Consider the following 22,534-nt stretch of genomic DNA (forward strand, 5'->3'; position numbering starts at 1 on the left):
CTTCCGCAGAACGCACAAGTGAGTAGCAGTAAAGCACTGCCAGACTGCCCACAGGACGTCAAGAGGGACTGTCCCTGGGACGGCACGGGGCAGCATATTGGACTGTCCAAGGCTACGAGCATAGTAGAGATGAGCTGGCTAGAGCCCGGTGGACTGTCCTCTGTGTACCAGCAGGAGTGAGTCAGATCTAGTGACGGTGGGACTGTCGAGTGAGTGCTATTACAAAGGAACTCTGGTGTCTCACCAGGAGGACGGTTAGAAGAACACCAACTGACTGTCTAGCCGGTGGAAAAGCAGATGAAATCCGGTGTGTTGCAGCTGGGTGGGCACCCCGTCTGGTTTCTGCCGGCCGACTGTCCACCAATCGGGCACGTTTCATTCGGTCATCTTCGACGACAGCGTACAAAAGTCTCGATGGTAGCAACATCGTTAATTACGCTCGATAATCCATTCAGAAAACGCCTGTTCCGATCGGAGCGTATAGTTCATCCCGCCAAGAAATCCCTTAAATGACTGCATGTAGAGTCCACTAAAGACATCTTGATGATAGACATCTTCGTAGTCGATTACCACCGGACGATCGTTGAGCGCCATGACTTCAACGTCATGTGGTTCCCAACCTCGGCTTCTGAGTACCCTTTGAAAATGTCGGCGCATCTGATAAGCATGCATTCGACCATCATTCCGAAGTCCATGTAGTCCAGGCAACGTTCCCAATGGAGCGGCCTGTTGCATTACTTCCCACCCCCCAGTCCTGTCTGCTGCAATAATTGGAGCAAAGAACCGACTATCTCCTCGCCGTATCGCTTCTTCCCATACCCAGACTTCCTGATCAACAAAACAGTCCTGATGTGCTCGACCGTCGATACAACGAAAGCAAAGCTTCAGGACAAATCGACTCTGCTCGGTTAATGAGGGATCGTCCGTTACGAGATGATCGCCGTCGTGTTGAGATGGAAATGAAACCATGTGGCTTTTCCCAAAACTACGATCTGCTCCCAATGTCTGTTCAAGATGATCCCTGACAGCTCGGCTCCCATTTTCATATTGATTGATGGCGTCTACGATGTGACTATGGGCTATTTTCGTCAAGGATGGATAGGATGGAACTGTAGACATACAGTTACATAGCCGCTACAACCGGATTAACATTATTCCAATCGTAGTGGTCGGCTTACAATGTTCTGACTGGAGGTTAGTATGACCTACTAACTTGTGCACGCACAACATCCGAAGCAAGAGCGATAGAACAGACTCACGCAGAATACTGCAACTCGAGAAAATCTTTCTCGTATCTACTCCTTATCGCGAGAACTACTTAAGCGAGAATTCGGTCAGTGGCCGTTGCCCCCTTCCACACGAATTGCACCGCCGCACTTGCTACAACTGTACTGCTCGGGGTTACGGACCGTCTTCGAGCGTCGGTAGCGCGGAATCCGTCCACCGCAGTCATCGCAGATGAGCCACCACTTCGGCGATGTGAACCGCTCGCAGTGCTGGGTTGTATCGAGGGCATCGGTCCACCGGTCGAACGTTCGCTCGTGATCTGCCTCGCCGAACTCGTGATACTGCCATGCGTGGATTAGTTCGTGGCGCACCGTCGAACTGAATTGCTTCCAGCCGTGTTGCTCAAAAGCGTCCCAAGCGAGCGAGATCGTTATCTCGCCGTTCGCAGGGTCGTATTTCGTCGCTCCTGCCGACCGCTGTCGTCGGTGGGACACCTCCCACACAATCTCATCAATCGGCAAATCGGGGAAATGCTCAACGGCGACGTCCGCCGCGTGTGCTTTCGCTCGGTTGAGCAGATCGCATTCAGGTGTCGGTGTGTCATCGCGTTCGGTCGTATCCGCGCACTCAGTCAGCGTTCGCTTGGCACCATCGGACAACACCGTTTGGCGAGACAGAACTGAAAAAGGGAGACGGGGTTAGCAGCAGTCGGTGAGTGCGTCTTTCCGAGTGGCTTCCGCCCCACAGTCCTCACACGTCCAGTATGTGTGATCGACGTCGCCGTACTTGTCGTAGTCGGTGTACGGGCCACTGATACTCTCGTCGTCGTTGTCCTCCGATGGGAACGACTCAACGATGATGAATACTCTTTGTCGGGGGGAGCTCAGGCGATGCTTGAACAGGCATCAGATCACAAGGGGTCTGTAAATGGCCCATATTATTTCCAGCATTTTAAATCAGATAATAAGAGATTCAATGTTTTACGCGACGAAATACGATCGTGAGAACTCACAAGCGTTGCTCGGGAGACCTAACCGAATCAATGTCACAGTCCGCACCTTTCCCACTGCATGATGCCGAAAATGAGGAGAGTGTCGAAATTACGCTACGGGAATATGAGAAAGCGGAGCCACTAGACATGAGTGAATCAGCGCGTTCCAGCTCCGGCGGGAACTCTACCGAAAACCAGGACGAGATGCTCTCAAACATGCTGTCCGAGTAACGCTCTGAAATCAGCAATATGCTACCTAAGAGCGTGCTATTCAAAAGTGATCTTACTTGGGGAAGAGTTTGTCATTGAGGCCATCGACTGCCTACAAAATAATTTGCTAAATATCCACATTTACTGCTTTGATCTCTCATAACCGACATATCTATCAAAACCATGTTTTATCAAATAAAAAATGTTAAAAACCCAACCATATGTCAAATAATGATGGTTAGATTAAGTTAAATATTTGCTATGATGGCGCGTCTATTGACCATGGGCGAAGAAGAAATTCAACAGATTGCTAAAGACACGAAGGAAAGTGCTAACTCGGACTTTGTTTCGAATTTGGGAGAAGAAAAGATTGAGTTAGTTCTTAGAGAAGCAGTCCCTCATATAAATGAATATTATGAAGAGAAGGAACCGGATGACACGGAAACTACAGAATGGCTTGATTAACTACTTTTATGGTTGGAGAGTTCCCGGCGTTGGACGTTATCTATTCGTTTTTATTCCTCATACCTGGATTTTTATCATTTAAAATCGTAAGCTTTTTTAAAGCTCATCAGGAGCCGCTTGATAGTTTTGAGAAAACAGCATGGAGCCTTTTAGCAAGTGGAATTGCACTCTCTGGTTCTTATTTAATTGTTGGTGCCTCAAAAGATAAGTTTCCAGCTAATATCAATCCTGTGCTATTTGCCCGCCTATTTACTTACTCACTCATACTTTCCTTTGTAGTTGGGATTTTCACCACAATAATATATAAAAAATATATTGAATATAATCCACACACGCCAAGAGGGAATGCTTGGCAATATTTAGCAATTCAGACACCAAGTGAAAAAGTACGGGTTAGTATTATCACCCAAGAAAATATTGAGCTTGCAGGAAGTGTGACGTTTTTTGGGACATTAGGTAAAAATGACATATTAATAAATGATCCGGTTGTTGTAAAACGTGGACAAGATATTAACGGAGAGAATATGCCTGGGGAAGAAGGGGAAATAAAAGTAAAAGATAGTGGCGAAAAGATAAGAATGATAAAGAAGGGTCGAGCAGCATATGTCCCTGAGGAGGAAATAGCTCGGCTTTACTTATTGTCTCCATTATCTCACTCTGGTGAGGGAGTTACTTTTCTTGGGGTTCTCAAGCGGAAAAAATCCTTACGACAGTATCTATTATATAAATTTGGTAGGGAAAGTGATGAACAGAATGGTAAGGATGATCACGATAGTTCAAACAAACAATTGGATACCCAATCTAATAGCAGTATGATAAATATATTCTGGAACAATTTTTCAGTTGATACTAGAGATACAGATATGCAGATAGGAATGGGAATCATGTTTATATTACTAAGTGTAATTAGCGGGGTGATATTATTTACTGCGCCATTCTTTCCAACTCTTGGGCCCTTTGTTAGTTGGAGCTTTGCTTCTGCTTTAGTTTCCGGGATCTTTACAATCATATTTATTCACATATACTCCAATTAAAATCGATTATAAATAGTTTTAAAAAATTGGCTATAGATGATTTTGGTTGGGGCTACAACGGAGCAGGTTCAGCAAACGCCTCTCGTTCGATTCTTGAACATGCAATGGATATTGCAGAGCCTCCTCCGGATGTTGACCCGGCTGAGGTAAGAAAGGACTTCCGAGGGATTTACGCCTATACCGAGCCGGAAACCAATGAGAGTGGGGATATGATTTCCCACAACTATGTGATGGAGTTTCTGCGACAGATAAAGCGCGAGGCTGAGGGAGGAAAGAAACCGTAGATTCCCAATGCTTATTCCCTTATTCTCCTGTCACCGAGACGGGATCAGTTCGGCAGTTCTTTGCGACCCTCACGAACGCACGGCCAGCACGGGAAGTCACCGAGGCCGTCACAGTCGCAGTCTTCCAGTTCAGTATCGTTGTCGTTCTCGGACGGGAACGCATCGAGTGTCCCGTCGTCGGTTGCGTTTTCGACGGCGGCCATGTGTTTGCAGAAGGCGTTCCGGTGGACGTGATGCGGGCACGTGCAGGCCATCAGTTCTTCAGTCACGTCGTCGATGGAGACAGTGTACTGGTGGTCTGCAGGGTTCTCGTGGCTCTCGTTGGTGACTTCGATGAGTCCAGGAGCATCGACGTCGAAGGCGAATTGTTCGGCCTGTGCGCGTTTCTGAGCCGTCTCGTCAGCTTCAAGGGCTGCGGATTGTTTTGTACTCATGGTCTTACCTGAGATCCATTAGGAAGACCAGTGCCGGGTGTTGCAAGCACCCGGCGCGTTTCTACACACGCCCGAGGGCACCGTTCTTCCTACCATATCCTATGTGGGCGTCGGTATTAAAGATTGCGATATCCTACGTGGGAGATGGTATTAAGTAGATGGATACGATACTATGCGCTATGACTGAAAACGAGAGTGAACGCGACGAGCAGGGACGATTTGCAGAGCAAACAAGTGATGACGATATCCTGCGGGTGATTCGTGAATCCGAGTTCCCAGCAGTGACCGCTCGATGGGTTGCAGACACGGTCGAGATGGAGCGGCGGCCAGTGCATCAGCGGCTCGAAGAGTTGCATGAGCAAGGCAAGTTAGAGCGTGGGAAATTGAGCCCGCGAGTGGTTATCTGGTGGATTGCAGAGAGATAATCGTTAGGTGTCTCCCCGCGAAAACTAGAGGTACTTATCCAAGCCAAAACAAGGAGATAGCAGATAGTGTGGCAAAGAGCACGGTCCCAGCTGTCGAAATCAAGGAAATTTTCAACCGCCAATATTTGATTGATGCTACTTTCGCTAACAAGTGATTTTCCTCAATCAAGTCTTCCAACACCGCATCCTCGGTCAAGTCCTTAATTTGCGATTCGTAATCATCGTGAGACTCGACGTTTATATTCTCCCAGAACAGTAAATTGTCGCCAGAAGGTTCTGTCTGTGGATAGATCACCCATCCTGCGAGCACTACTGCGACTAAGGTAGCCCCGATTGTCACCGATGCGAGGACTTGGAACTCAATGCCTGGCCCGAACCAGTTTTGGCTAAGAAAGTTAACGAACAGCCCAAGGAACGCTAATTGTCCCGTTAGGAGGACGGACGCTTTCTGATCTGCGAATTTGATGTACTCATTTAAATGAGCAAGTGTCTGCGTCGAAAAGTCAGTAGGTGGTGACGGCATGAAAAATCACACCTTCCAAATGCCAGTGAATTTGTAGTACTGCGCCGTATCGTACCCGTTTAACGTACTCCCCCACTTGTACCCGTTATGATTACCGACACGTGTGAGGTATTGACCCCAACCGTTCTCGGCGTCAGCATACTTGAAGACACCGTCGTTTACGTAATGCTCATTCGTACCTGCCATTCCTTCAAGCTCTGATGCCACATTCGCACCTGATGAAACGGCGGTCAATCTGTTCATTCGCTGTTTACCGCTGTGCGCACCAATCCGCGAGATGTAGACGTTATCATAAGCAGACCCGGTACTGATTGATATTGTTTCGATATCGTGATCTTCCAGTATCGGATTAATGTGATTGTCCAGCGTCCATTTGACGGTGGCAATATACTCTAACAGCGTTTCAACTGCACTCTCATCGTCGTCGCCTGCTCCAAAGTACGCGAGAATTCCATCCCCAGTGTTCTTCTCAAGTTTCCCGCCAAAATCGCGTACTAACTCCATAATCTCGGGGATGAACACGTTCAGCATGAAAAGGGTGTCTTCGTCGTCGTTATCGCTCATGTAGTCACTGAACCCATTGATATCGACGAAAACCACCCCGAGGCGGTATCTCTTTGCGGAGTGGATTGTTAGGTCTCCCAACGACGGGTTCGTTCGCCCCTTCGGGATGTCCTCAAGTCGCTCTTCTACGGTCTCTGTTCTCTCCTCAATCCGTTCGACGATTTCTTCTTGGTGAGAGTCCGGGAAATTCGGCATTCTATTAGCGAACAATTGTTATTGGGAGATTGTATAGTTATGCGAAGCGTAGTAGTACTATACTAGTAACTCACGTGAGGTAGTACTGTTTCCCTGCCGAAACTCTCTTCCCGGGCGTGTGATGGTCTTGAACAGCCAGAGTTTCACCGATGAAAGAGCCACGAAATCGGCTCGTACTGGGCTATGGCCGGTACACTCGCCACTCGATATACAACCACGCGGCGAATACCGCGACGCGCGCTATCATCGCGCCGATTGTCATTCTGAGTTGGTCATGGTTCATATTATCGTACCGCGACTCCCCCGGTTTCGTTTTCGATACGACTTCTCGCCATTTCATATTCAGCGCCGCTGCGTATTCGCTCAAGAACACCTCCAATATCCACCCAGCAAGACAGAATATGAACGCCGCACCCCTCATTTTGAACACGACTTTCCCCAGGAGAGATGTGGTATCATTTTGTCTATACTAGAATTTTAACATCTATAACTTATAGACGAAAATTGAGATCTGCTTCCTGCGGATCAATACTGATTGTGTGCCTATATTCGGTGTTGAGTAGCTACGGAGTTTAAGCAGTTGAGCAGCTGTAAAGACAGAAATCAATGAACTCCAACTCAAAGTTGGGAACTGATATATTCATAGACCTTTACAGCAATGTTCAGGAATATTGGACCTAAACCGAGTCTGCCTCGTGCTTTACGAATTCTTAGAACCTTATGATTTATGCCGTCATGACACCAATCGGGGTTTTAATGTCAAAAGGCGACGAAACGTACGATCTCGCTCCTAGTAAACAGACATATCGCTCGTTGAAGTCAGACGTTAATCCAATATCTTCGGTGAAAGAACTCGTAGATAACGTTCTTGACAATTGGCGGCGGGCGGGCAAAAGTGGTGATTTCGACCTCACAATTGATATTGACATTGACTTTGATGCTGGGACGTTCCGAATTGAGGATGATAGTGGTGGGATTAGTGATGGAGATATTTCAAAAATATTTGCACTGGGTGAGTCTACTAATTCAGATGTTTCGTGGTCGATAGGCGCATATGGTATGGGTGCCAAAAAGGCGATCGTTCGCTTAGGCCGGAAAGCAACGATCAAGAGCCGAATGAGGGATGAAGAACAGGGTTATGGCTTTGTCGTCGACGAGGAATGGCTCAATAGCGATAGTTGGAGTGTGGACCGGCAAATCTTCGATAATCTCCGTGAAGGGACGACTATAATCGAAATTGAGGATCTTCAGATACAGGTAGAATCAGAGATGGATGAAACCGGAGAGGAAACCGACGGCGATGAGGAAGCTGAGGCTGAGGAAGTGTCAGCGTCGTTCAAATCTCCAAAGGATTTCGCTCAACAGCTCCGAGAAGACCTCTCCGAGAGCTATCAGGAATTTCTCTACGGCCGTGCAACCCCAAGTGATGGAAATTTGACTATTGTAGTGAACGGTGAAGAAGTCAAAAACCCGAGCCCGCCAGACTGGTCGTATACGCCATACGATGGATTCCACCCCCGCCTGTTTAAACAGTACCAGATCTCTCCCTCTAACCTCCCTTCTAACATTGATAGAGCAACACCGATATCGATTGACGTGGAGGTCGGACTACTCCGAGAGGGTAAAGAGGAGGAAGCAGGGACAGACGTTATCATCCAGAATCGCAAAATAATTTCAGCCAGTAAGGAAGAAGAGGGTGGTTGGGGTAATTTCCTTCCAGCATTCAATCCCCAACGGAGGCGCACGAAATTCGTTTTGAAGCTCAGCACCGAAAAGGAACCAGACGATTTACCGTGGGACACACAAAAAAGCCACCTCGATATAAGCAACCCTATCGCGGAGAAGGCGTATAATTTCCTCAAGCGAGCTGGCGAAGAGTACGCGAAGGCCGAATATGGAGATTTCCCCACTGCATTTACTAAACCATATAAATCAGATCACGACGAAGCATGGGGCGATTCACTTGATGAAGAAGACTATTCCAGCAGAAAGCGTGTTATGCACAGCCCTGATGGATCTAAACCCCAAACAACCGAACTCAGAGATCTTGTTGAGTACCATAAGGAAATAGGAGTCTTTGCACCCTGTTCAGTACCTAAAAGCCATCGTGCAGCATATCGACCAGAGTTCCATGACCAACAGTCACCTGATATAGATTATACGCCGGAAGAGGGGGGAGAATATGTTATCATTGGAGACGAAATTGAAGATCTATCGGAACAAGTGTTCCACGGGTGGCTTTCTACACTTTCAGATTTGGCAAAGAATCATGTTGAGATCGGTGAACGCGTCGATTTTAATGGCGAAGAGCCATGGTGGAAAGAATATTATAATCGAGAGATTATCGAGGCGGAGGGCAATCTAAGTGAACTTACGGCGACTATCCTGATCGAAAGCATAGAAGACACTGTTAGTGAAAAACTGGGACGCGGCAATCTTCCAGACCCTATATTAGATAAAATTTTAAATGTGAAAGATGAAAAGGTAGAAGAGTCTGGGGACGAAGAAGACACAGACGAACATGAAACCAACGATATAGATGATACTGTCGGTGAAGATTCCGTTGGCAAATCTAAAAGAGAGAATGAAGAAAGTGATGAACGGGATCGCGAACGCAAATCATCTGATGTGGAGGATGAGGAAGGTGAAGAGAAGGACGACGGCAGTGATTTTGATTTAGGTGATGGCTTAGGTGGCACGGAAAACATTAGCTCTAGGGATGACACAAAATCTACGTCAATCCTGTTAGAACTCACTCCTGAAGTACATCAAGAACTTTGTGATGAAGTTGGACAAGACCCAGAAAATGTAACCCCGGGCCAATTAGGTCGAAAAGTTATGAAAGCGGGCATTGATATTCGAGACTATCTGGAACGAGATGAAATGAGGAGTAATGTCTAAACCAACTTTAACACGCTCAGAAAAGCGAAAAATAGTGGAACGGTTGTATCGTAGAGCGGATCACATCGAAGAACGTGTCAGAAACATCAGTTCGGGACGGAGTATCCCGATTAAGGAGCACCAGCGGTTAAATGAACCCAAACGGTTTGAGTTAGCGATTGTATTCGTAGATATTAATGACTTCACAAAATACGTCATGGACAATGGCCCAAAGAAGGCACTGTATATGGTTAGCGTGTTTATGTCTGAAGCTATGAAACTTGTCCAGGATTTTAACGGATATTTCGAGAAGAATACAGGTGATGGACTATTGGCTTACTTTGGGTTTGGAAAGGATGCATCAGAAGCAGTCGTCGAGTTGTTGTCTTATCTGAGTACGGTAAAGTGGGTTCTAAATGAGCATGTAAACCTGCTGTTTGAGGAGAATAAAATTAATTCTATTCAAATTAGTGCTGGTGCGGCATATGGTCCTGCCTATCTCTCTCGAATCGGCGCAAAAAACTATGAACAAGAGCTAAATCGGATCACAGCTGTTTCAAATGCAGCGAATATAGCGTCGAAGCTCGAATCGATTGCAGGAAAAAACGAACTTCTTACTGGACCAAATGTCTGGTTCCATGCAGACAAAGAAATGCGGTCACATCTATCACCGTATGATACCCTTGAAGGGTTTTCTTGGAAAAATCCTAGCACCAACGAGTCTGAGGACTTTCAAATCTACAAATATTCGGGCGAGTGGAGCGGAGAAGTTCAACATGATCAGAAGGAGTCATAATGGTTGACAACGATAAAACAAATAACGACGGAATATCAAGATCAGAGTTTTCATTAATGGTTCATGATCATTTGAATGAATATATTAAAGTAGCAGATCGGAAAGCATCTCTGTTGCTCTCTGCTCAAATTGCCTTTCTCGGTCTGTTTGCTAACTTAGTGAATAGTTCATGGAATACAGCACCTGATAGCTTTAAATTATTCTCAGCATTGACCGTTGTAGCACTGGTTGCCGCCGGTGTATTCGCTGCAAAGGCAGTTTACCCAAACACACCGGAGACATCCCAAGGTCTGATACTCTGGACATCGATTGTTGATGGTTCAGCGAATGATTATCAAAATTCCATCGCTGAAAAGTCAGAGATAGAGCTTAGAGATGAATTGGTGGATGAAAACTACCAATTGGCAAGGGTCACTAAAGGGAAGTATAAAGATATACGTTATACAATAGGGGCCACTGCTGTTGCAATCTTCTTCGCACTAATCTCCGGTATCGTCCTGTTCGCAGTATGAATTCTTGATCTGGAATTTTTATGATTATGGAGATCATCTTCTTGTCGTTTACTCATTCTATGCTCCGCACTATGACTGCGACTAAGTAACTTTATTAAGATTCTTTGAGATGTCGAGCTGACGTGCCAAGAACTACGACAGACCTGCCATTTGGTGACGCCTTCAGCCCGGCACAGCTTTCTGTTGAGGACGACGAGGAAGAACTCGTCGTCGTCCTTGACCTCATTGAACAGCACGAAGGAGACCCGGACGCTTTCGACGCTGCAATCGCAGACCGCTTCTTCAGCGACTCTCCTGACCCCCTGAACCGCGCGAAGAACGTTCGCCTCGGCGTGAGTCCAGTCGGATACGAAATCACCGACGAGGACTTCATGTTCACTGATCTCGGTCAGCAGCTTAACGAACTGAAGGACAAGCAAAACGAGATGTACGACCATTTCGCCCGTCACATTCTGCTCAATCTTCATGGATTGGAAGGAATCGAAATTGTCGAAGATCTCGAAGCAGAGGGAAAGAGAACTATCAACGCCAACATCAAACAGGAGTACCGCGACCAGTACGGCTACCACATTGACGGGACGTCGAATCACTGGTCACAGATGCGAGCGTGGATGGCGAAGGCTGGCATCGTCAACACGCGCTCACATAAGTACGATATCGACCGCGCGAGAATCGACGAACTGATCGGTGTTAGTAAGGACGACACTCTCGCGCTAGAATCACTCGACCCCGAGCCAACCGCGTTCCTCCGGGCCCTCGCGCTCATTAACCCACCTGGAAAGATACGGAACAGCGTTGTCAGAAAGGTCGCTGAGGAAGCGTACGGTGTCTCCATCAACCAGAGTAACATCAGCAAGCGCGTTCTCAACCCGCTCGAAGAAGAGGGATATATCGAATGGGAGCATCGCGACGGCAAAGCCAACCGAATCCATACAACCGACAAGTTCGACGCCGACGTTCTGAAGCCGACGCTGGAAAGCATCGCTCAGCGCAGTGGCATCCCTCGGAGCGTCCTCAGGAAATCATACGACGAGTTGATGGAAGAGATGGACTCTGACTCGACATATGAGAAAGGGACAGCGCTGGAGACCGTCGCCATCAAGCTCGGTCGGCTTATCGGCCTCGACTTCGTCGGTTGGAGGGTAAGGTCGGTCGAGACGAACGGCTCCGAAATCGATGTCGTCATGGACGACGTGGGCAAGGCGTTCACCCGCTGGCAAATCCAGTGCAAGAACACGAAAAGTGAACTTACCCGCGACCACGTCGCTCGCGAGGTCGGAATCTCCAGGACGCTACAAACGAACGTGTTGCTGATGATTGGTCGCGGCGGCGTCAGCAAAGGGGCAGAACTGTTCGCGGCGCAGGTGATGCAGTCCGAAAACATCACTATCCTGTTTCTGACCGGCGAGGAACTCGAACAACTCGACGAGAGACCCGATGTGATGATACACGAACTCCGGGGACAGAGCAACCGGGTGCAGCGTATCAAACGTCTTAGGAAGGATCGCCGTGCTGACGAGGGCGAAGACGCTGAGGAAGTCAGGGAACGCGAAGAGCGTGCGCTGGACGAGTACGAAGAGGAACTCAGCGAATATCAACCCAGAAAGGATACCAACCTGACCGAATTTATCGAAGAGGAGGACGACGAAGACGACTAATCAGAATTCGCAAATTCTGCTAGCCCCGACTGATTCTCATCGAGCATCTTCCGAATCTGCTGCTCCTTCAGGAACCGGAACTGTGAGGTCTGCAGATATTCTTCTTCCTGCTCGAACGCCATCCAATAGCGCCCTTTGTCTTCAGCCGTCTTACCAGTGAGGTTCGAACCGCCAAATATGTCGAGTACCACGGGCCGGTCAAGGTAGCCTCGGTCCCAGTCGTCGTATGGAGGATTCGGAGTTAAGAAATCGATGAAGAATTCGGGGATCTGCCGTGGGAAGCGTGCAGGATGCGAATCAAAGTCGAACTCTCGGCACATCTGCAGATAGTGCGTATTACTGGCCGTATTCGACGCTTCAATCAGGTTCTTCGGGATAGCTCCGTCGTTGTCATTGGCAAATGCCTCAGCATCGATATTGTGGCCTGAACCGCGCTTCCCGTCGTTGAATTCACCGGTCTCGATAAGGTTCTTCTGGGAATCGCTGTACTCTTGCAACACGCGCTGGTTGCTCGCTTCTGGGATGGGGGCTTCGTCCTCCTCAACAGAAGAATCCTTGTTGATGTCCTTGGAAAGCCACCAGATGTGAGTGACAGCGTCCGTCACCCGAATCTTACGGACATTGACCCACTCAATCGGGCTGGGGAGTTTTGCCGGGTTGAACCAGTAAAAGTCCTGTGCGAGCTTCAAATTGCCTTCATCCTCGTCGGTAAGGCGCGTGAGCAGTTCGAACTGGTAGGTCGAACGTTCCGGCCATCCACGTTTGAACGCACCGCCGAGTTCGATGACAAAACTTCCGTGGGGGGAGAGAACACGCCGTACCTCGGGTATAAACTCCATGAACCAGTCGTTGTAACTATCCTGTGCTTGATTGCCGTAGTCCTTCTCGTGCTGTAGAGCGAAAGGTGGGGACGTGACAATAAGGTCAATAGATTCGTCTGGCAGTTCTTTGAGCAACTCGCGGCTGTCGCCATGATAAGCAGACCCGAGTTCCGAGTCATATGTGCTGCCAGAGTCCATTAATTCCGCAACGGGGCTATCCTCAGTCATGAGTAGATTCTCGTCTGGTTCACTCGTTGTTAGTGGCATGGATTAATCTTTATTATTGTGTTGACCCGTCCGCCAGGTGTCCAAACACCGACACACATTCCATCCTACATTGTGTAGGATGGATCCCTAAATGTTTCCATTCTGAGCTAGTCTGCATTGGACGGATTTATCAACCAACATGCCTGAGACACAGTAAGTGACGCGTGAACGCGACGAGGATACCGGTCGCTATAGATCCGTTTACGACGATGAGACAATTCTCTCAACCCTGAAAGACACACGTTTAGCTACCAGTGAGATAGCCGCAGCCCTTGGCTGCCACCGGACAACAGCACACGACCGATTACGAGAAATGGAAGAGAACAACCTTGTAAAATCTACAGAAGTTGGGAACACGCTTATCTGGGAACCTATTGAGGACTGATCTATTGGTACATACCGACGGAGTCCCACATTTTATCGCACTCGCACGCCGGCCAATAAGATGTGATTGAACCAAATTTCGTTCAATCTCGTGGATCCGATATAAGTTCGTAGACACCTGTGTCCTCCAGGTTAGAAATGTGGTCGTGTTCTGCAAGTCGTTTCAGTCGTTGATTGATGTATTGTCGAGAGATTCCGTCTTGGATTCCTTTGGTGATAAGGAGTTTGCGTGCTAGAGTTGGTGTTGCTCGACCTTCGTGTAGAAGATCAAGGAGTTGTTTATCGAGATTATTCAATTCGGTGGCATCGAGAGTCATTGATTTCGTATTGACTTTGGTCATTTACAACAGTAACGACTCTGTTAGCCAAGGAAAAACTTAGAAGTTTCTGTTGTAGGCATACAATGTAAGTTTACAACAGAAACTTTAAGTGGCCGAGAGAGAATTAATCGAGTGAGAAGCGTGGGATGCCTTGCAGAAAGGCCGGTGGTTGCAACACCGACCGCGCTTCGGACCACACCGAAGCATGACTAGCAATACCCCTTCCGTAGAAAAACGCATCGACTACCAACCACCTGTTATCGGAGGACAGAACTAATGGCGTCCTTCGACGAGAAACCCAACGGCGGGCTGCTCTCCCTCGAGGCCCAATTCGGCGAGAAAACCTTCCACTCGATCAAGCGCCTCGAACCCACACCCGAAACCGCCGTCCAGGACCCAGACCAACCCACACCGGACACTGACGAGCCGATCACCCGCGCGTACCTCGTCGAACTCCGCGTGGGCTTTCAAACCCGAACCAAGACCACCAGCCAAGCGCCCTATCTGTACTGTATATACGCCACGCCGGACTGCCAGCAATTCTTCGAACGTCGCTGCCCGATCGACTACGGCGAGGCGGGCTTCCAGATTCCCGAGGACACCGACACCTACCGCTCGGTCGCCACCACCAAAACGGGCAATCCCAACCTCCCCTCGACACCACCGGGCGAAACCCACGCCAAAACCCGCACACACTACCAACGCATCCTCAAACGGTGCTACGATATCGACGCCACCACCCACACCACAACCGAGGTGTGCGCATAGATGCACCCCCGAGAACGCCCTTCCCAGAGAGCAACAGCCATCGGCGGTGATGGCCGATGACCCGCACGTCCACCTCGATCACCCCCGAGGAGATCGAAAACACATTCGAACGCTGTCCCCACTGTGGCACCTACGCGGTGCAGATCACCGACTCCCATTACTGTGACACCAGATTCACAAGCAGTCTCACCGATGCCGAACGCGACCAGCGCATCGCTGCCGACCCCTATCCGGCCGATGAGACAGTCGCCATCGTCGATCAATTTGTAGGCGACGCCTTCGCCTATCACGAACTCGATGCGGACAATCACACACTCTGTACGCTACATACCGACAACCCACTCGCCTATTGCACTCGTGAAGCAGCACAAGACGACCAGTATGCACCGTGCCAGCTCTGTCAGCGCCTTCGTCAGAAACGGGAGGCCGAGCAATGACCGACCAGCGGACGGTTCTCGGTCTAGAGTGCACGGATCCGATTCAGATCCACACGCAGAAGCGCACGCTCACGGGCATCGTCTATCAGTGTGAGCATTCGGAACCCACACTCTCCTGTCGTGGCCCCGAACCCGGTGAGCACGTCCTGTACGTCGCCACGCCATCGAACGACCTGTATCGGGTGCAGTATCGGTACTACGACGAGTACGAGCATATCGATATCGAGTTAGATCATTACGGACGCACCCCCTCCGGGAAGTACGCGTGGTTGCGCACCTACGCCACGGTCGAGTGCATCGTTAACCCAACGGGAGGTGAGCAGGCGTGAGTGGATATGCCCCCACGCCGTTGAATCCTCGCGATGCTAACTCACTCATTGCACACCTTTCACCGAATGATCGCGTTCGCATCACCACGACCGAGTTGCCACGGACGATCTGCACCGTCAGGGAGACAAACTCACCGACACGCTGCGAACCGCATCTCATTCTGACGGCCCCACCGATCACCACGACGGCACAGGACGGAATTCAACAAGCCACCTTTCACTGCATCAGTCAGCCCGATTCTGCCATGACTGTTCTCGAGTACACCCACACTGCCAGAGACACGACTACCCGTTGTATCGGTTCGCTCACTACCATCGCCCACCTGCCGCGCCTCTCCACGCCAGCAGAGGACACTGCGGCCACAGTGGAGGTGTCTGCCAATGAGTGACCCCGCCACGTCCGGAGCTTCCACTCTCGAAAATGTCTCGATCAGCGACCTCGCCAAGCACGTCCAATCGCTCAGTGACCGTGTTGATGACCTTGAACAGGAAGTCGCCGAGAAAGACAAGCGAATCGACGAACTCGAACAGCGAGTCGATGAACTCGAGAACTACCGCGAAGAGTCGACCAAAGAGCGTGCTCAGGACCGGCATAAACTCAGTAGTCTCGAAGACACGACCGAGAGCATGGAAGCGGACATTGACGACCTCACTGAAGCTGAAGAGAAGAACGCCCGTGTGCGAGCGTCGGTGTCGCGTATAATCAATCTCGTGAGGGACTACGAGACCGAAGAGAGCGTTGACGACGGCTCGCCGAACCTCGCCGCGGAAGCAACCAATGCAGGTCGCCAGCTCTTCGAGACTATTCAGCGTTCGGAACAGAATACGGAGCTCATGAACTTCCGTGAGAAGCGTGCCGAGAGCCAGCAAGTCGAGGACAAGTATCTCGATGTCCTCGAGCACGCGAAGAACGTTGCCAAGACGAATGATGCAATGGTTGCACGATTAGGCTACAGAGAGGTTGCAACGCACTACGGCTGTGCGTACAAGAACGACGGCTATCGGGTAATGGAAGAAATGGCCGAGCGTGTGCCCGGTGTGAGCTACAAAGAATCACGCACGCTGTGTGTGGACGACGCGATGGGTGTCGGTGGGCATCACATCGAAATCACGTTCGCCCACCCCGACCTCGCCGGGTGGATGCGAGCACACGAAGCTAACGCGGGAGGGAACTAACCCCGGACGGAGCGGATTATAACGTTATAATCACGGGGGTTCGCAGAACCCCCGCTCGAACCACACCACCACAAGAGATTCACACCGCATTGCCGGTGAAACATGGTGGTAGTAATCGGTTGGTTACGGTGGAGTGCGTCTATTTCTGCGTCTATTTCTGCGAAACGGAGGGGGTCGCTCTCGCGATCCCCCTCTATTACAACGTTATAATCGACTATTCCCGCTAGTGACAGTCTTCGACGGCTTGGTTGAGAGCGTGGCAAAGTGTTTCGAGCTGACGAGCTAGCGGTTGAACATTATCCACTAATCACCTGTTATGAGTGGCACGCAAGATAGAGAGGATACATTAGTCGTGGTGGGAGGACAGAAACATCCTCTCACGCTAAACTAGTTGCTCAAGTCCTAGATCCCATATTGAGCTAAAAATATTCGTAGGGGATGAAATGAATACGGAAAACTAATTGCTAAACAATTTCAAACCCATAACTATCTGATGAGTGGTGCATTCTACGGTACCCTAGCTGGCTCCGCCAGCGTCTTCGTAGCTATACTTACCGCCCTCCTCGTCAATAACTACGTCCAAATTAAATCTGATCGAAGACACACAATAAACGAACTTGACCGGATAGAAGAAGACTTGGAGGGGCTTAGGAATCGACGAGATGATTACCAGAACACTGTCGACAGTCTGGTTGATAAACGCGAAACAGACTACAAAGAGAAAGCGAGAAAGCAGGTTAACGATTTCATCGAAAGCGAAATCCCGTCCGAGATCTCTAAACCAATTGAGCAACTATCTGTCGACGAACTCTACCAGAAACTCATTGATTTCCATGACTGCGAATCTGCCGAAGATCTAGAAGACAGTTCAATCAGCTACTACCATAGAGATTTCCTGGAAAAGCGGATGGATGATATCGAAAATCGGATATTGAACGATATCATTCCGCCCTTTGCCTCCAAATACGAGGGGAAAGGCTGGGATCCGAATGCTGACGCAGTTACTACCAGCCTGACTGATAGACTGAGAGAAATAGACAATGGAGAAAATGGTGAAGCAAACGACGCGGAACAATCTACAGAAGATGATGATGACTCAGAGATCGTAAAGAAAGCTAAGAGCTTGAGAAAAGACCCACTCGAACTTGACGAATTCGTCGGGAAATATGAGAAGACCCACAGTATAGATGGGTTAGACGAGAAGACTAAAAAGGAATTAGAAGTTCAGTATAACGAGATAGTAGATAAAAAGCCGTCCTCGAATTCTTCCTGGACATCAACAACCAGTCCCCGTGAGACCGGTCCATTTGGTCCTCTTCGAAATGAGTTGGCAGGTAATAGCTTCACCATGCCGAAATTTGACGAACCTTTCAAAGATATGGGAGACAGGGTAACAAACTCTGTCTTGGGACTCAATGTACATGAGCAGCAGAAACTAGAAGAAACAAATGAAAACCTACGAGAGAAAAAAGCCGAGATCGAAATTTTGGAACAGCGGCAAGATCGACTGAAACGGGAAAAAGAACGGTTACATCCCGAAGACTTAGAGCCTACACTCGTGGCAAACGTGGCGACAATAATCCTTTCAGTCGTCATCCCAATCTTCGTATACCTGATCTTCGTCACAGACTCAGCAATCACACTACCGAATTGGCTCTGGATAATCTCTCACACTGAGATCAACGTCTTCCTATCCTGGTTCTTGGGTCTGTGCGTAGTCTTCGAATCAATCCATGCACGAATTAACGACCGAGAACCCAAAGCATTCAGCTTCTACCAATGGCTCAGGGAGTGTCTCCCGTCAAGTCGTTCGTAATTTCTGGTTCTTACCTACGGCCATATAATACCACCTCAGAATCGGTTGCCATATACGTTCCCTACAATCAGCCCAACCGTCTAAGTCTGCCATCGATGGTGATTACCAACCTAACAGTGATTTTTGGTTCTATGGAGGAGCAGGTGGCAACAATCCATCCTCGAAACTTGTGATCGTTAGAGATACGATTTGAGACTGGTTTCGCTATGACTCGAAAGCAATTGCTCAATACGTTTCTCACGCCACCCCAACGGCGACACCACACTCGCGGCTGCACGAATCAACAGCTCCCGATAGAACCCGACATCATACTCGTCTAACACCTCACTCGCTAACAGCACCCGCTCTCGCGACTGCTTTGCATCATCAACCACCACATACGACACGCTCTGCCCAGGCGCACGCGCTAACCCCAAATCAGCCGCTCGTTCCAACGCTGCCACACTCCGCGTCGATTGCGTGTAGTCCTCCTTCTTCTTCGAGACACGATTCGTGATCACCAACTCATTCGGATCAACTGCCCCACGCTCGAGGCGATCAACCCACGACCGCAGTTCCTCACACACCGCCTCTGGATTGCGATAGTCATCCACCGTTCGAATCAACGCTTTCTGCGCCTCGTCGATATACGACGGCGTACTTCGCTGGCGACACTCGATGCCCCGATATTTGTACTCATCCTCTCCAGCAACTTTCCCGAAGTACTTCGTCAAGGCACCAGCATCCGAATCACGCAACGGGACGAACGATATCCAGTCGTAGTGGGCTTCGTGTTCGAGCCGAATTGCCACCTGCTCTGAAATTTCCGAGACAAGCTCCGAAAGCGACGTTTGTTCTTCGCCCTCAATCGGTGTGACCCACACGCTATCGACGATGCCATGCACAATGCGCCACCCATGCTCCTCGAGCACAGCTTTCGTCTCCAATAGAATCTCCCGAGCATACGCGTTGATCGCTTCGTGGCACTCGATGCGCCCGAATTTTGCGTTCGAGAATCCCTGATAGCCGAAACATGAGACCAAAATCCACTTGATCGCACTCGATTGGCCCTCCAACTCCTCGCGACGCTCTCCATCTTCAGTCGCTCGAATCTCGGCTTTGATCGCATCCCGGTCTTCGATCAACGGCTCAAGCACGTCCGGAAGATAGCCACGCTCGTCGCAAATCGAATAGCCGATTCCCGGCACGTCCTCCCTCCCAGAGTGGCACTCACAGCGGATCTTCTCGGGACTCACGTTCCGCGTGACGATGATATTCGGATACAACGAGGAGAAATCTAGTTCGTGAACGTCCTCGTGAAGCCCGACGTCTGGCGCAAAGGTGAATCCACCGCGGTCAGCATCGTGCAGTTGGCGCATCGTTTTGAACTTCTCGTGTCGCCACGACCGCCAGGGAACGAGCACATCGCGTTCCCGTGCCTCCTGTATCTGGATCCCAGTCAGAATGTTCCCGATTGACGACCACGCCAACTCCTGCAGTGGTTTGCCCGACTGCTCAACGAGATACAGACAGCCATCGAGGTTCGTCTGATTCCACATGAACGTATTCGAGCCGTCGATGATCACCCGTCCGGGGAGATTGTAGCGTGCTGGTGAGTGCCCGACCTGTCCGTAGCTTTCGTAGGTTGATTCACCCGCCAACTGCTGCCACCCTGGACGTCGCCCAAGCTGGAACTCTACGTCGAGTCGATCGGCCTGCTGGAAGAGGACGGGAATGAGGTCGCTGGTATTCAGGAAGAGTACATCCGGGTCAACCGACTCAACACGTGCCGACAGCGTGGTTAACACGTCCGCCCCATTCCCAATTATCGTCTCATCGTCGATCGTGAGTTCGGTAATTCTCTCACTCGCGAGTTCCGTCTCCGAGACGGCAATCTGCATCTGGGAGAGTTCGTGTTTCGGCAGCGGGTCGATTCCCTCTTCGAGACAGTAGCGGAACTCCCGCGAGAAGTCGACATTGTAACAGCGATACTCACCGGGCGAACCCCATTTGCTCACCATTCGCGACACCGAATTCACCGCGTTGAGGTCGACTACCTCCACTCGGAGTACTTGCTCGGGATTGTGGCGAAAACTCACGCGTTCATCAACCGTAGCAACCCGAACAACGGCAGGATGATCACGGAGTGCAGCACGTGCCATCGAAAATTCGCCGTCACCGTGCACCGACACGTAGATTGTCGGCGTATACGACTCATCGACTTCACATTCCACCCCCGTCTCAGTTACCGACCATCTGAGCACGTCGCCGTCGACGTAGTCGATTTTGTACACCATGTCCTCATCCTCGATCGTTCAAATCTTCCTCTAAGTGATCAAGCCGTTCTTCTAAATCGTCGATCTGCTTTTGTTGTTCGATTACCATCGAAAGCAGCGCTGGAATCTCGACGAATTGGTGGTTCTGAACCCCACTCGCGTCGGCATGAGCGCGAGCATACTCGAAGAGCCGATCAAAGACGGGCTTGTCAGCGTGACGGAGTGCCCGCCGATACTTGCTCCATCGAGACTCCATCGCCCGGAGTAAATCACGATACGTCGTGTTAGTACGCCCCATTCGCCCTCACCTCCGGTGAAACGTCAGCATCAACCATCGCCGGATGCCGATTCGCCAGCACACGCTTCCAATACGCGAGCGTCGTTTGCACCATCCCATTCTCGAGCGGATAGACCAACGTCTCGTACTCCTCGCCTGCAAACCGTGGGCCGAATTTGGTCTGTTCACACTGAATCGTCCGGTCAGCAATTTCGTGAATTGGTGCTGTCAGCGTATCGTCCGTCTGCAACGTCAAGAGCACCGGAATCTCAAATCGTTCGGCAAGCTCGTTGATCCGCTCGGTCACAGCCGAGAGCATTCGCTCGTCGTCACCACGCGGAAGATCCTCCGACCGGTAGAACCAGTCAAGAGCCGGAAGGACTGCAATCGCAGTCTCGTCCGAGAGTTCACCAGTAAGCTCCTGCACGAGACTCTGGTGTTGCCATGGGGTGAACGCCCGAGCGATGTGAATCCGATCGAGAACACGCATCGATGGCGTAATTCGCGTCAGCGGGTGTGTTGTTCCGTGCCCGTGAGCATCGATCCAGATGGCCGACCCCTGATCGAGGAGTAGCTGGTCGAGGACGAGCGACTGGAGTGACCCAGTCATGCGCTCCTCGGTTTCGAGCAGTGTAATGCCGGGGTCAAGCGAGGGAAGTTCTGGTGATTTCTGATGAATCATCACGGATTGTATTTCACCGGGGTATCAGAAAGGCACGCCAGGGTCGGTTCCGAATATTCCGATAGAGGAAATATCGATGGGAATCAGCGTGAGTACTGGTCGTGCTGGCCACCCACTATGAAGTAAGACTCGAAGTTCTGCTATCGTCAGTTTGGAGCGAATTCGCACCGCTACATTCAGAACTGCCTGTCTGGGACAGATCTCAGAAAGCTCCGAGAGAATCGGTCGTCAGTGGCCCAGTTGAATCGTTTCCGATTGGGTTTTCCGAAAACGCAGTTCTCCCACTAACGCTCATTCGGAGAAAGGCAAGGAAAGCCGACCGCAGTGCTCTCACAACCAGCCAAACCTTGAGCGTCGCATGATGGCGCAGGGAAATTGTGTTGGCCAGGTGTGAGAGCGCAGTTAGTGCATCGGACGGAGGCATAAAACGCGTTCCGATAACACAAATATTGATTGTAGTAACCCACGGATGAAACCGACGGGACCAATCAACATGCTCCCACAGTTGCTCAATTCTGTAGTCAATAATCGGTGAGTCGGAGCTTCCCGTCGACCTCATAGAGATGGCCTTTCATGTAGAGCCGTTCGATGATATCCTCGGCAGCAGGGCGCTCAAGATCCTCTTCGTCGTTGAGAATTGCATACGCTTGCTCGTACGTAAGCTCTCCCGCATCCGGAAGTGCGGTCGCAAGCGCGTCGAGCGCATCCTGCGCGAGTGGAGTGAGTGGCGACGTCCCATTCGAACTCATTGCTATCTCTGGATTTGAGAGCTGTACAGGTAAGTACACGGGATACCGCTAGGAA

The 22,534-nt window shown here is 50.1% G+C and carries 27 protein-coding genes; 15 read left to right on the forward strand and 12 right to left on the reverse strand.

Annotated features, from left to right (window positions below):
* Positions 1-429: 429 nt before the first annotated feature.
* From ACN2TU_RS26705 to ACN2TU_RS27055, 3 genes are all read right to left on the reverse strand, one after another.
* Positions 430-1,119: a hypothetical protein gene (locus ACN2TU_RS26705; RefSeq protein ID WP_435159828.1), complete on the reverse strand. Its 690-nt coding sequence runs from the start codon at positions 1,117-1,119 to the stop codon at positions 430-432.
* 215 nt (positions 1,120-1,334) lie between these two features.
* Complete coding sequence (locus ACN2TU_RS26710) at positions 1,335-1,889, reverse strand: SprT family zinc-dependent metalloprotease (protein ID WP_435159829.1); 555 nt, start codon at positions 1,887-1,889, stop codon at positions 1,335-1,337.
* A gap of 36 nt (positions 1,890-1,925) precedes the next feature.
* Positions 1,926-2,129, reverse strand: coding sequence for a DUF8118 domain-containing protein (locus tag ACN2TU_RS27055; RefSeq protein WP_472850227.1), 204 nt, complete (start codon positions 2,127-2,129; stop codon positions 1,926-1,928).
* A gap of 581 nt (positions 2,130-2,710) precedes the next feature.
* Between ACN2TU_RS27055 and ACN2TU_RS26715 the strand changes: the two genes are divergently transcribed.
* The 3 genes from ACN2TU_RS26715 to ACN2TU_RS26725 are packed head-to-tail and all read left to right on the forward strand — an operon-like array spanning position 2,711 to position 4,211.
* Positions 2,711-2,893, forward strand: a complete 183-nt coding sequence (locus ACN2TU_RS26715; protein ID WP_435159830.1) for a hypothetical protein — start codon at positions 2,711-2,713, stop codon at positions 2,891-2,893.
* An 8-nt stretch (positions 2,894-2,901) separates the two neighbouring features.
* On the forward strand, positions 2,902-3,927 hold the full coding sequence (locus ACN2TU_RS26720) for a hypothetical protein (RefSeq protein WP_435159831.1): 1,026 nt from the start codon (positions 2,902-2,904) through the stop codon (positions 3,925-3,927).
* 26 nt (positions 3,928-3,953) lie between these two features.
* Positions 3,954-4,211, forward strand: coding sequence for a hypothetical protein (locus ACN2TU_RS26725; RefSeq protein ID WP_435159832.1), 258 nt, complete (start codon positions 3,954-3,956; stop codon positions 4,209-4,211).
* Between the two features lie 44 nt (positions 4,212-4,255).
* Here the strand turns inward: ACN2TU_RS26725 and ACN2TU_RS26730 are convergent, their stop codons facing one another.
* On the reverse strand, positions 4,256-4,645 hold the full coding sequence (locus ACN2TU_RS26730) for an SWIM zinc finger family protein (protein WP_435159833.1): 390 nt from the start codon (positions 4,643-4,645) through the stop codon (positions 4,256-4,258).
* Between the two features lie 179 nt (positions 4,646-4,824).
* Between ACN2TU_RS26730 and ACN2TU_RS26735 the strand changes: the two genes are divergently transcribed.
* Entirely contained in the window at positions 4,825-5,070 is a 246-nt protein-coding gene (locus tag ACN2TU_RS26735) for a hypothetical protein (protein ID WP_435159834.1), read from the forward strand.
* A 34-nt stretch (positions 5,071-5,104) separates the two neighbouring features.
* On the opposite strand, the gene ACN2TU_RS26740 is transcribed toward ACN2TU_RS26735, so the two are convergent.
* The 3 genes from ACN2TU_RS26740 to ACN2TU_RS26750 form a co-directional block, all read right to left on the reverse strand.
* Positions 5,105-5,593 carry a Pycsar system effector family protein gene (locus tag ACN2TU_RS26740; protein ID WP_435159835.1) on the reverse strand — a complete coding sequence of 163 codons (489 nt, stop codon included), beginning with the start codon at positions 5,591-5,593 and terminating at the stop codon, positions 5,105-5,107.
* Positions 5,594-5,599: 6 nt separating this feature from the next.
* Entirely contained in the window at positions 5,600-6,352 is a 753-nt protein-coding gene (locus tag ACN2TU_RS26745; protein ID WP_435159836.1) for an adenylate/guanylate cyclase domain-containing protein, read from the reverse strand.
* Between the two features lie 181 nt (positions 6,353-6,533).
* Positions 6,534-6,719, reverse strand: a complete 186-nt coding sequence (locus ACN2TU_RS26750; RefSeq protein ID WP_435159837.1) for a hypothetical protein — start codon at positions 6,717-6,719, stop codon at positions 6,534-6,536.
* Positions 6,720-7,108: 389 nt separating this feature from the next.
* Between ACN2TU_RS26750 and ACN2TU_RS26755 the strand changes: the two genes are divergently transcribed.
* The 4 genes from ACN2TU_RS26755 (at position 7,109) to ACN2TU_RS26770 (ending at position 12,198) form a co-directional block, all read left to right on the forward strand.
* On the forward strand, positions 7,109-9,253 hold the full coding sequence (locus ACN2TU_RS26755) for an ATP-binding protein (RefSeq protein WP_435159838.1): 2,145 nt from the start codon (positions 7,109-7,111) through the stop codon (positions 9,251-9,253).
* Positions 9,246-10,028 (forward strand): adenylate/guanylate cyclase domain-containing protein, encoded by a 783-nt coding sequence (locus ACN2TU_RS26760; protein WP_435159839.1) that lies wholly within the window; start codon positions 9,246-9,248, stop codon positions 10,026-10,028. Before ACN2TU_RS26755 ends, ACN2TU_RS26760 begins: the two co-directional genes overlap by 8 nt.
* Complete coding sequence (locus ACN2TU_RS26765) at positions 10,028-10,540, forward strand: Pycsar system effector family protein (RefSeq protein WP_435159840.1); 513 nt, start codon at positions 10,028-10,030, stop codon at positions 10,538-10,540. The genes ACN2TU_RS26760 and ACN2TU_RS26765 overlap by 1 nt, the downstream gene beginning before the upstream one ends.
* A 122-nt stretch (positions 10,541-10,662) precedes the next feature.
* Complete coding sequence (locus ACN2TU_RS26770; RefSeq protein WP_435159841.1) at positions 10,663-12,198, forward strand: hypothetical protein; 1,536 nt, start codon at positions 10,663-10,665, stop codon at positions 12,196-12,198.
* On the opposite strand, the gene ACN2TU_RS26775 is transcribed toward ACN2TU_RS26770, so the two are convergent.
* Complete coding sequence (locus ACN2TU_RS26775) at positions 12,195-13,247, reverse strand: DNA-methyltransferase (protein ID WP_435159842.1); 1,053 nt, start codon at positions 13,245-13,247, stop codon at positions 12,195-12,197. The two genes, ACN2TU_RS26770 and ACN2TU_RS26775, sit on opposite strands and share 4 nt — an antisense overlap.
* Before the next feature lie 196 nt (positions 13,248-13,443).
* Between ACN2TU_RS26775 and ACN2TU_RS26780 the strand changes: the two genes are divergently transcribed.
* The 7 genes from ACN2TU_RS26780 (at position 13,444) to ACN2TU_RS26810 (ending at position 18,516) form a co-directional block, all read left to right on the forward strand.
* A complete protein-coding gene (locus ACN2TU_RS26780) occupies positions 13,444-13,671 on the forward strand; it encodes a helix-turn-helix domain-containing protein (RefSeq protein WP_435159843.1) in 228 nt (75 codons plus the stop codon).
* 595 nt (positions 13,672-14,266) lie between these two features.
* Positions 14,267-14,758 (forward strand): hypothetical protein, encoded by a 492-nt coding sequence (locus ACN2TU_RS26785; protein WP_435159844.1) that lies wholly within the window; start codon positions 14,267-14,269, stop codon positions 14,756-14,758.
* 56 nt (positions 14,759-14,814) lie between these two features.
* Positions 14,815-15,195, forward strand: a complete 381-nt coding sequence (locus ACN2TU_RS26790; protein WP_435159845.1) for a hypothetical protein — start codon at positions 14,815-14,817, stop codon at positions 15,193-15,195.
* On the forward strand, positions 15,192-15,524 hold the full coding sequence (locus ACN2TU_RS26795; protein ID WP_435159846.1) for a hypothetical protein: 333 nt from the start codon (positions 15,192-15,194) through the stop codon (positions 15,522-15,524). The genes ACN2TU_RS26790 and ACN2TU_RS26795 overlap by 4 nt, the downstream gene beginning before the upstream one ends.
* Positions 15,525-15,769: 245 nt before the next feature.
* The gene (locus ACN2TU_RS26800; RefSeq protein ID WP_435159847.1) at positions 15,770-15,913 is read left to right on the forward strand and encodes a hypothetical protein; all 144 of its coding nucleotides are present in this window, start codon (positions 15,770-15,772) and stop codon (positions 15,911-15,913) included.
* Positions 15,906-16,700 (forward strand): hypothetical protein, encoded by a 795-nt coding sequence (locus tag ACN2TU_RS26805; RefSeq protein ID WP_435159848.1) that lies wholly within the window; start codon positions 15,906-15,908, stop codon positions 16,698-16,700. Before ACN2TU_RS26800 ends, ACN2TU_RS26805 begins: the two co-directional genes overlap by 8 nt.
* A gap of 493 nt (positions 16,701-17,193) precedes the next feature.
* Positions 17,194-18,516, forward strand: a complete 1,323-nt coding sequence (locus ACN2TU_RS26810) for a hypothetical protein (RefSeq protein WP_435159849.1) — start codon at positions 17,194-17,196, stop codon at positions 18,514-18,516.
* A gap of 176 nt (positions 18,517-18,692) precedes the next feature.
* On the opposite strand, the gene ACN2TU_RS26815 is transcribed toward ACN2TU_RS26810, so the two are convergent.
* The 4 genes from ACN2TU_RS26815 to ACN2TU_RS26830 all read right to left on the reverse strand — a co-directional run bounded on the left by ACN2TU_RS26815 (position 18,693) and on the right by ACN2TU_RS26830 (position 22,479).
* Positions 18,693-20,792: a type B DNA-directed DNA polymerase gene (locus ACN2TU_RS26815; protein ID WP_435159850.1), complete on the reverse strand. Its 2,100-nt coding sequence runs from the start codon at positions 20,790-20,792 to the stop codon at positions 18,693-18,695.
* Positions 20,793-20,796: 4 nt separating this feature from the next.
* Positions 20,797-21,069, reverse strand: a complete 273-nt coding sequence (locus tag ACN2TU_RS26820; protein WP_435159851.1) for a DUF8156 family protein — start codon at positions 21,067-21,069, stop codon at positions 20,797-20,799.
* A complete protein-coding gene (locus ACN2TU_RS26825) occupies positions 21,056-21,730 on the reverse strand; it encodes a hypothetical protein (protein WP_435159852.1) in 675 nt (224 codons plus the stop codon). Before ACN2TU_RS26825 ends, ACN2TU_RS26820 begins: the two co-directional genes overlap by 14 nt.
* 521 nt (positions 21,731-22,251) lie before the next feature.
* Positions 22,252-22,479 carry a hypothetical protein gene (locus ACN2TU_RS26830; RefSeq protein ID WP_435159853.1) on the reverse strand — a complete coding sequence of 76 codons (228 nt, stop codon included), beginning with the start codon at positions 22,477-22,479 and terminating at the stop codon, positions 22,252-22,254.
* Positions 22,480-22,534: the final 55 nt, after the last annotated feature.

Source organism: Haladaptatus marinus (assembly GCF_051194195.1).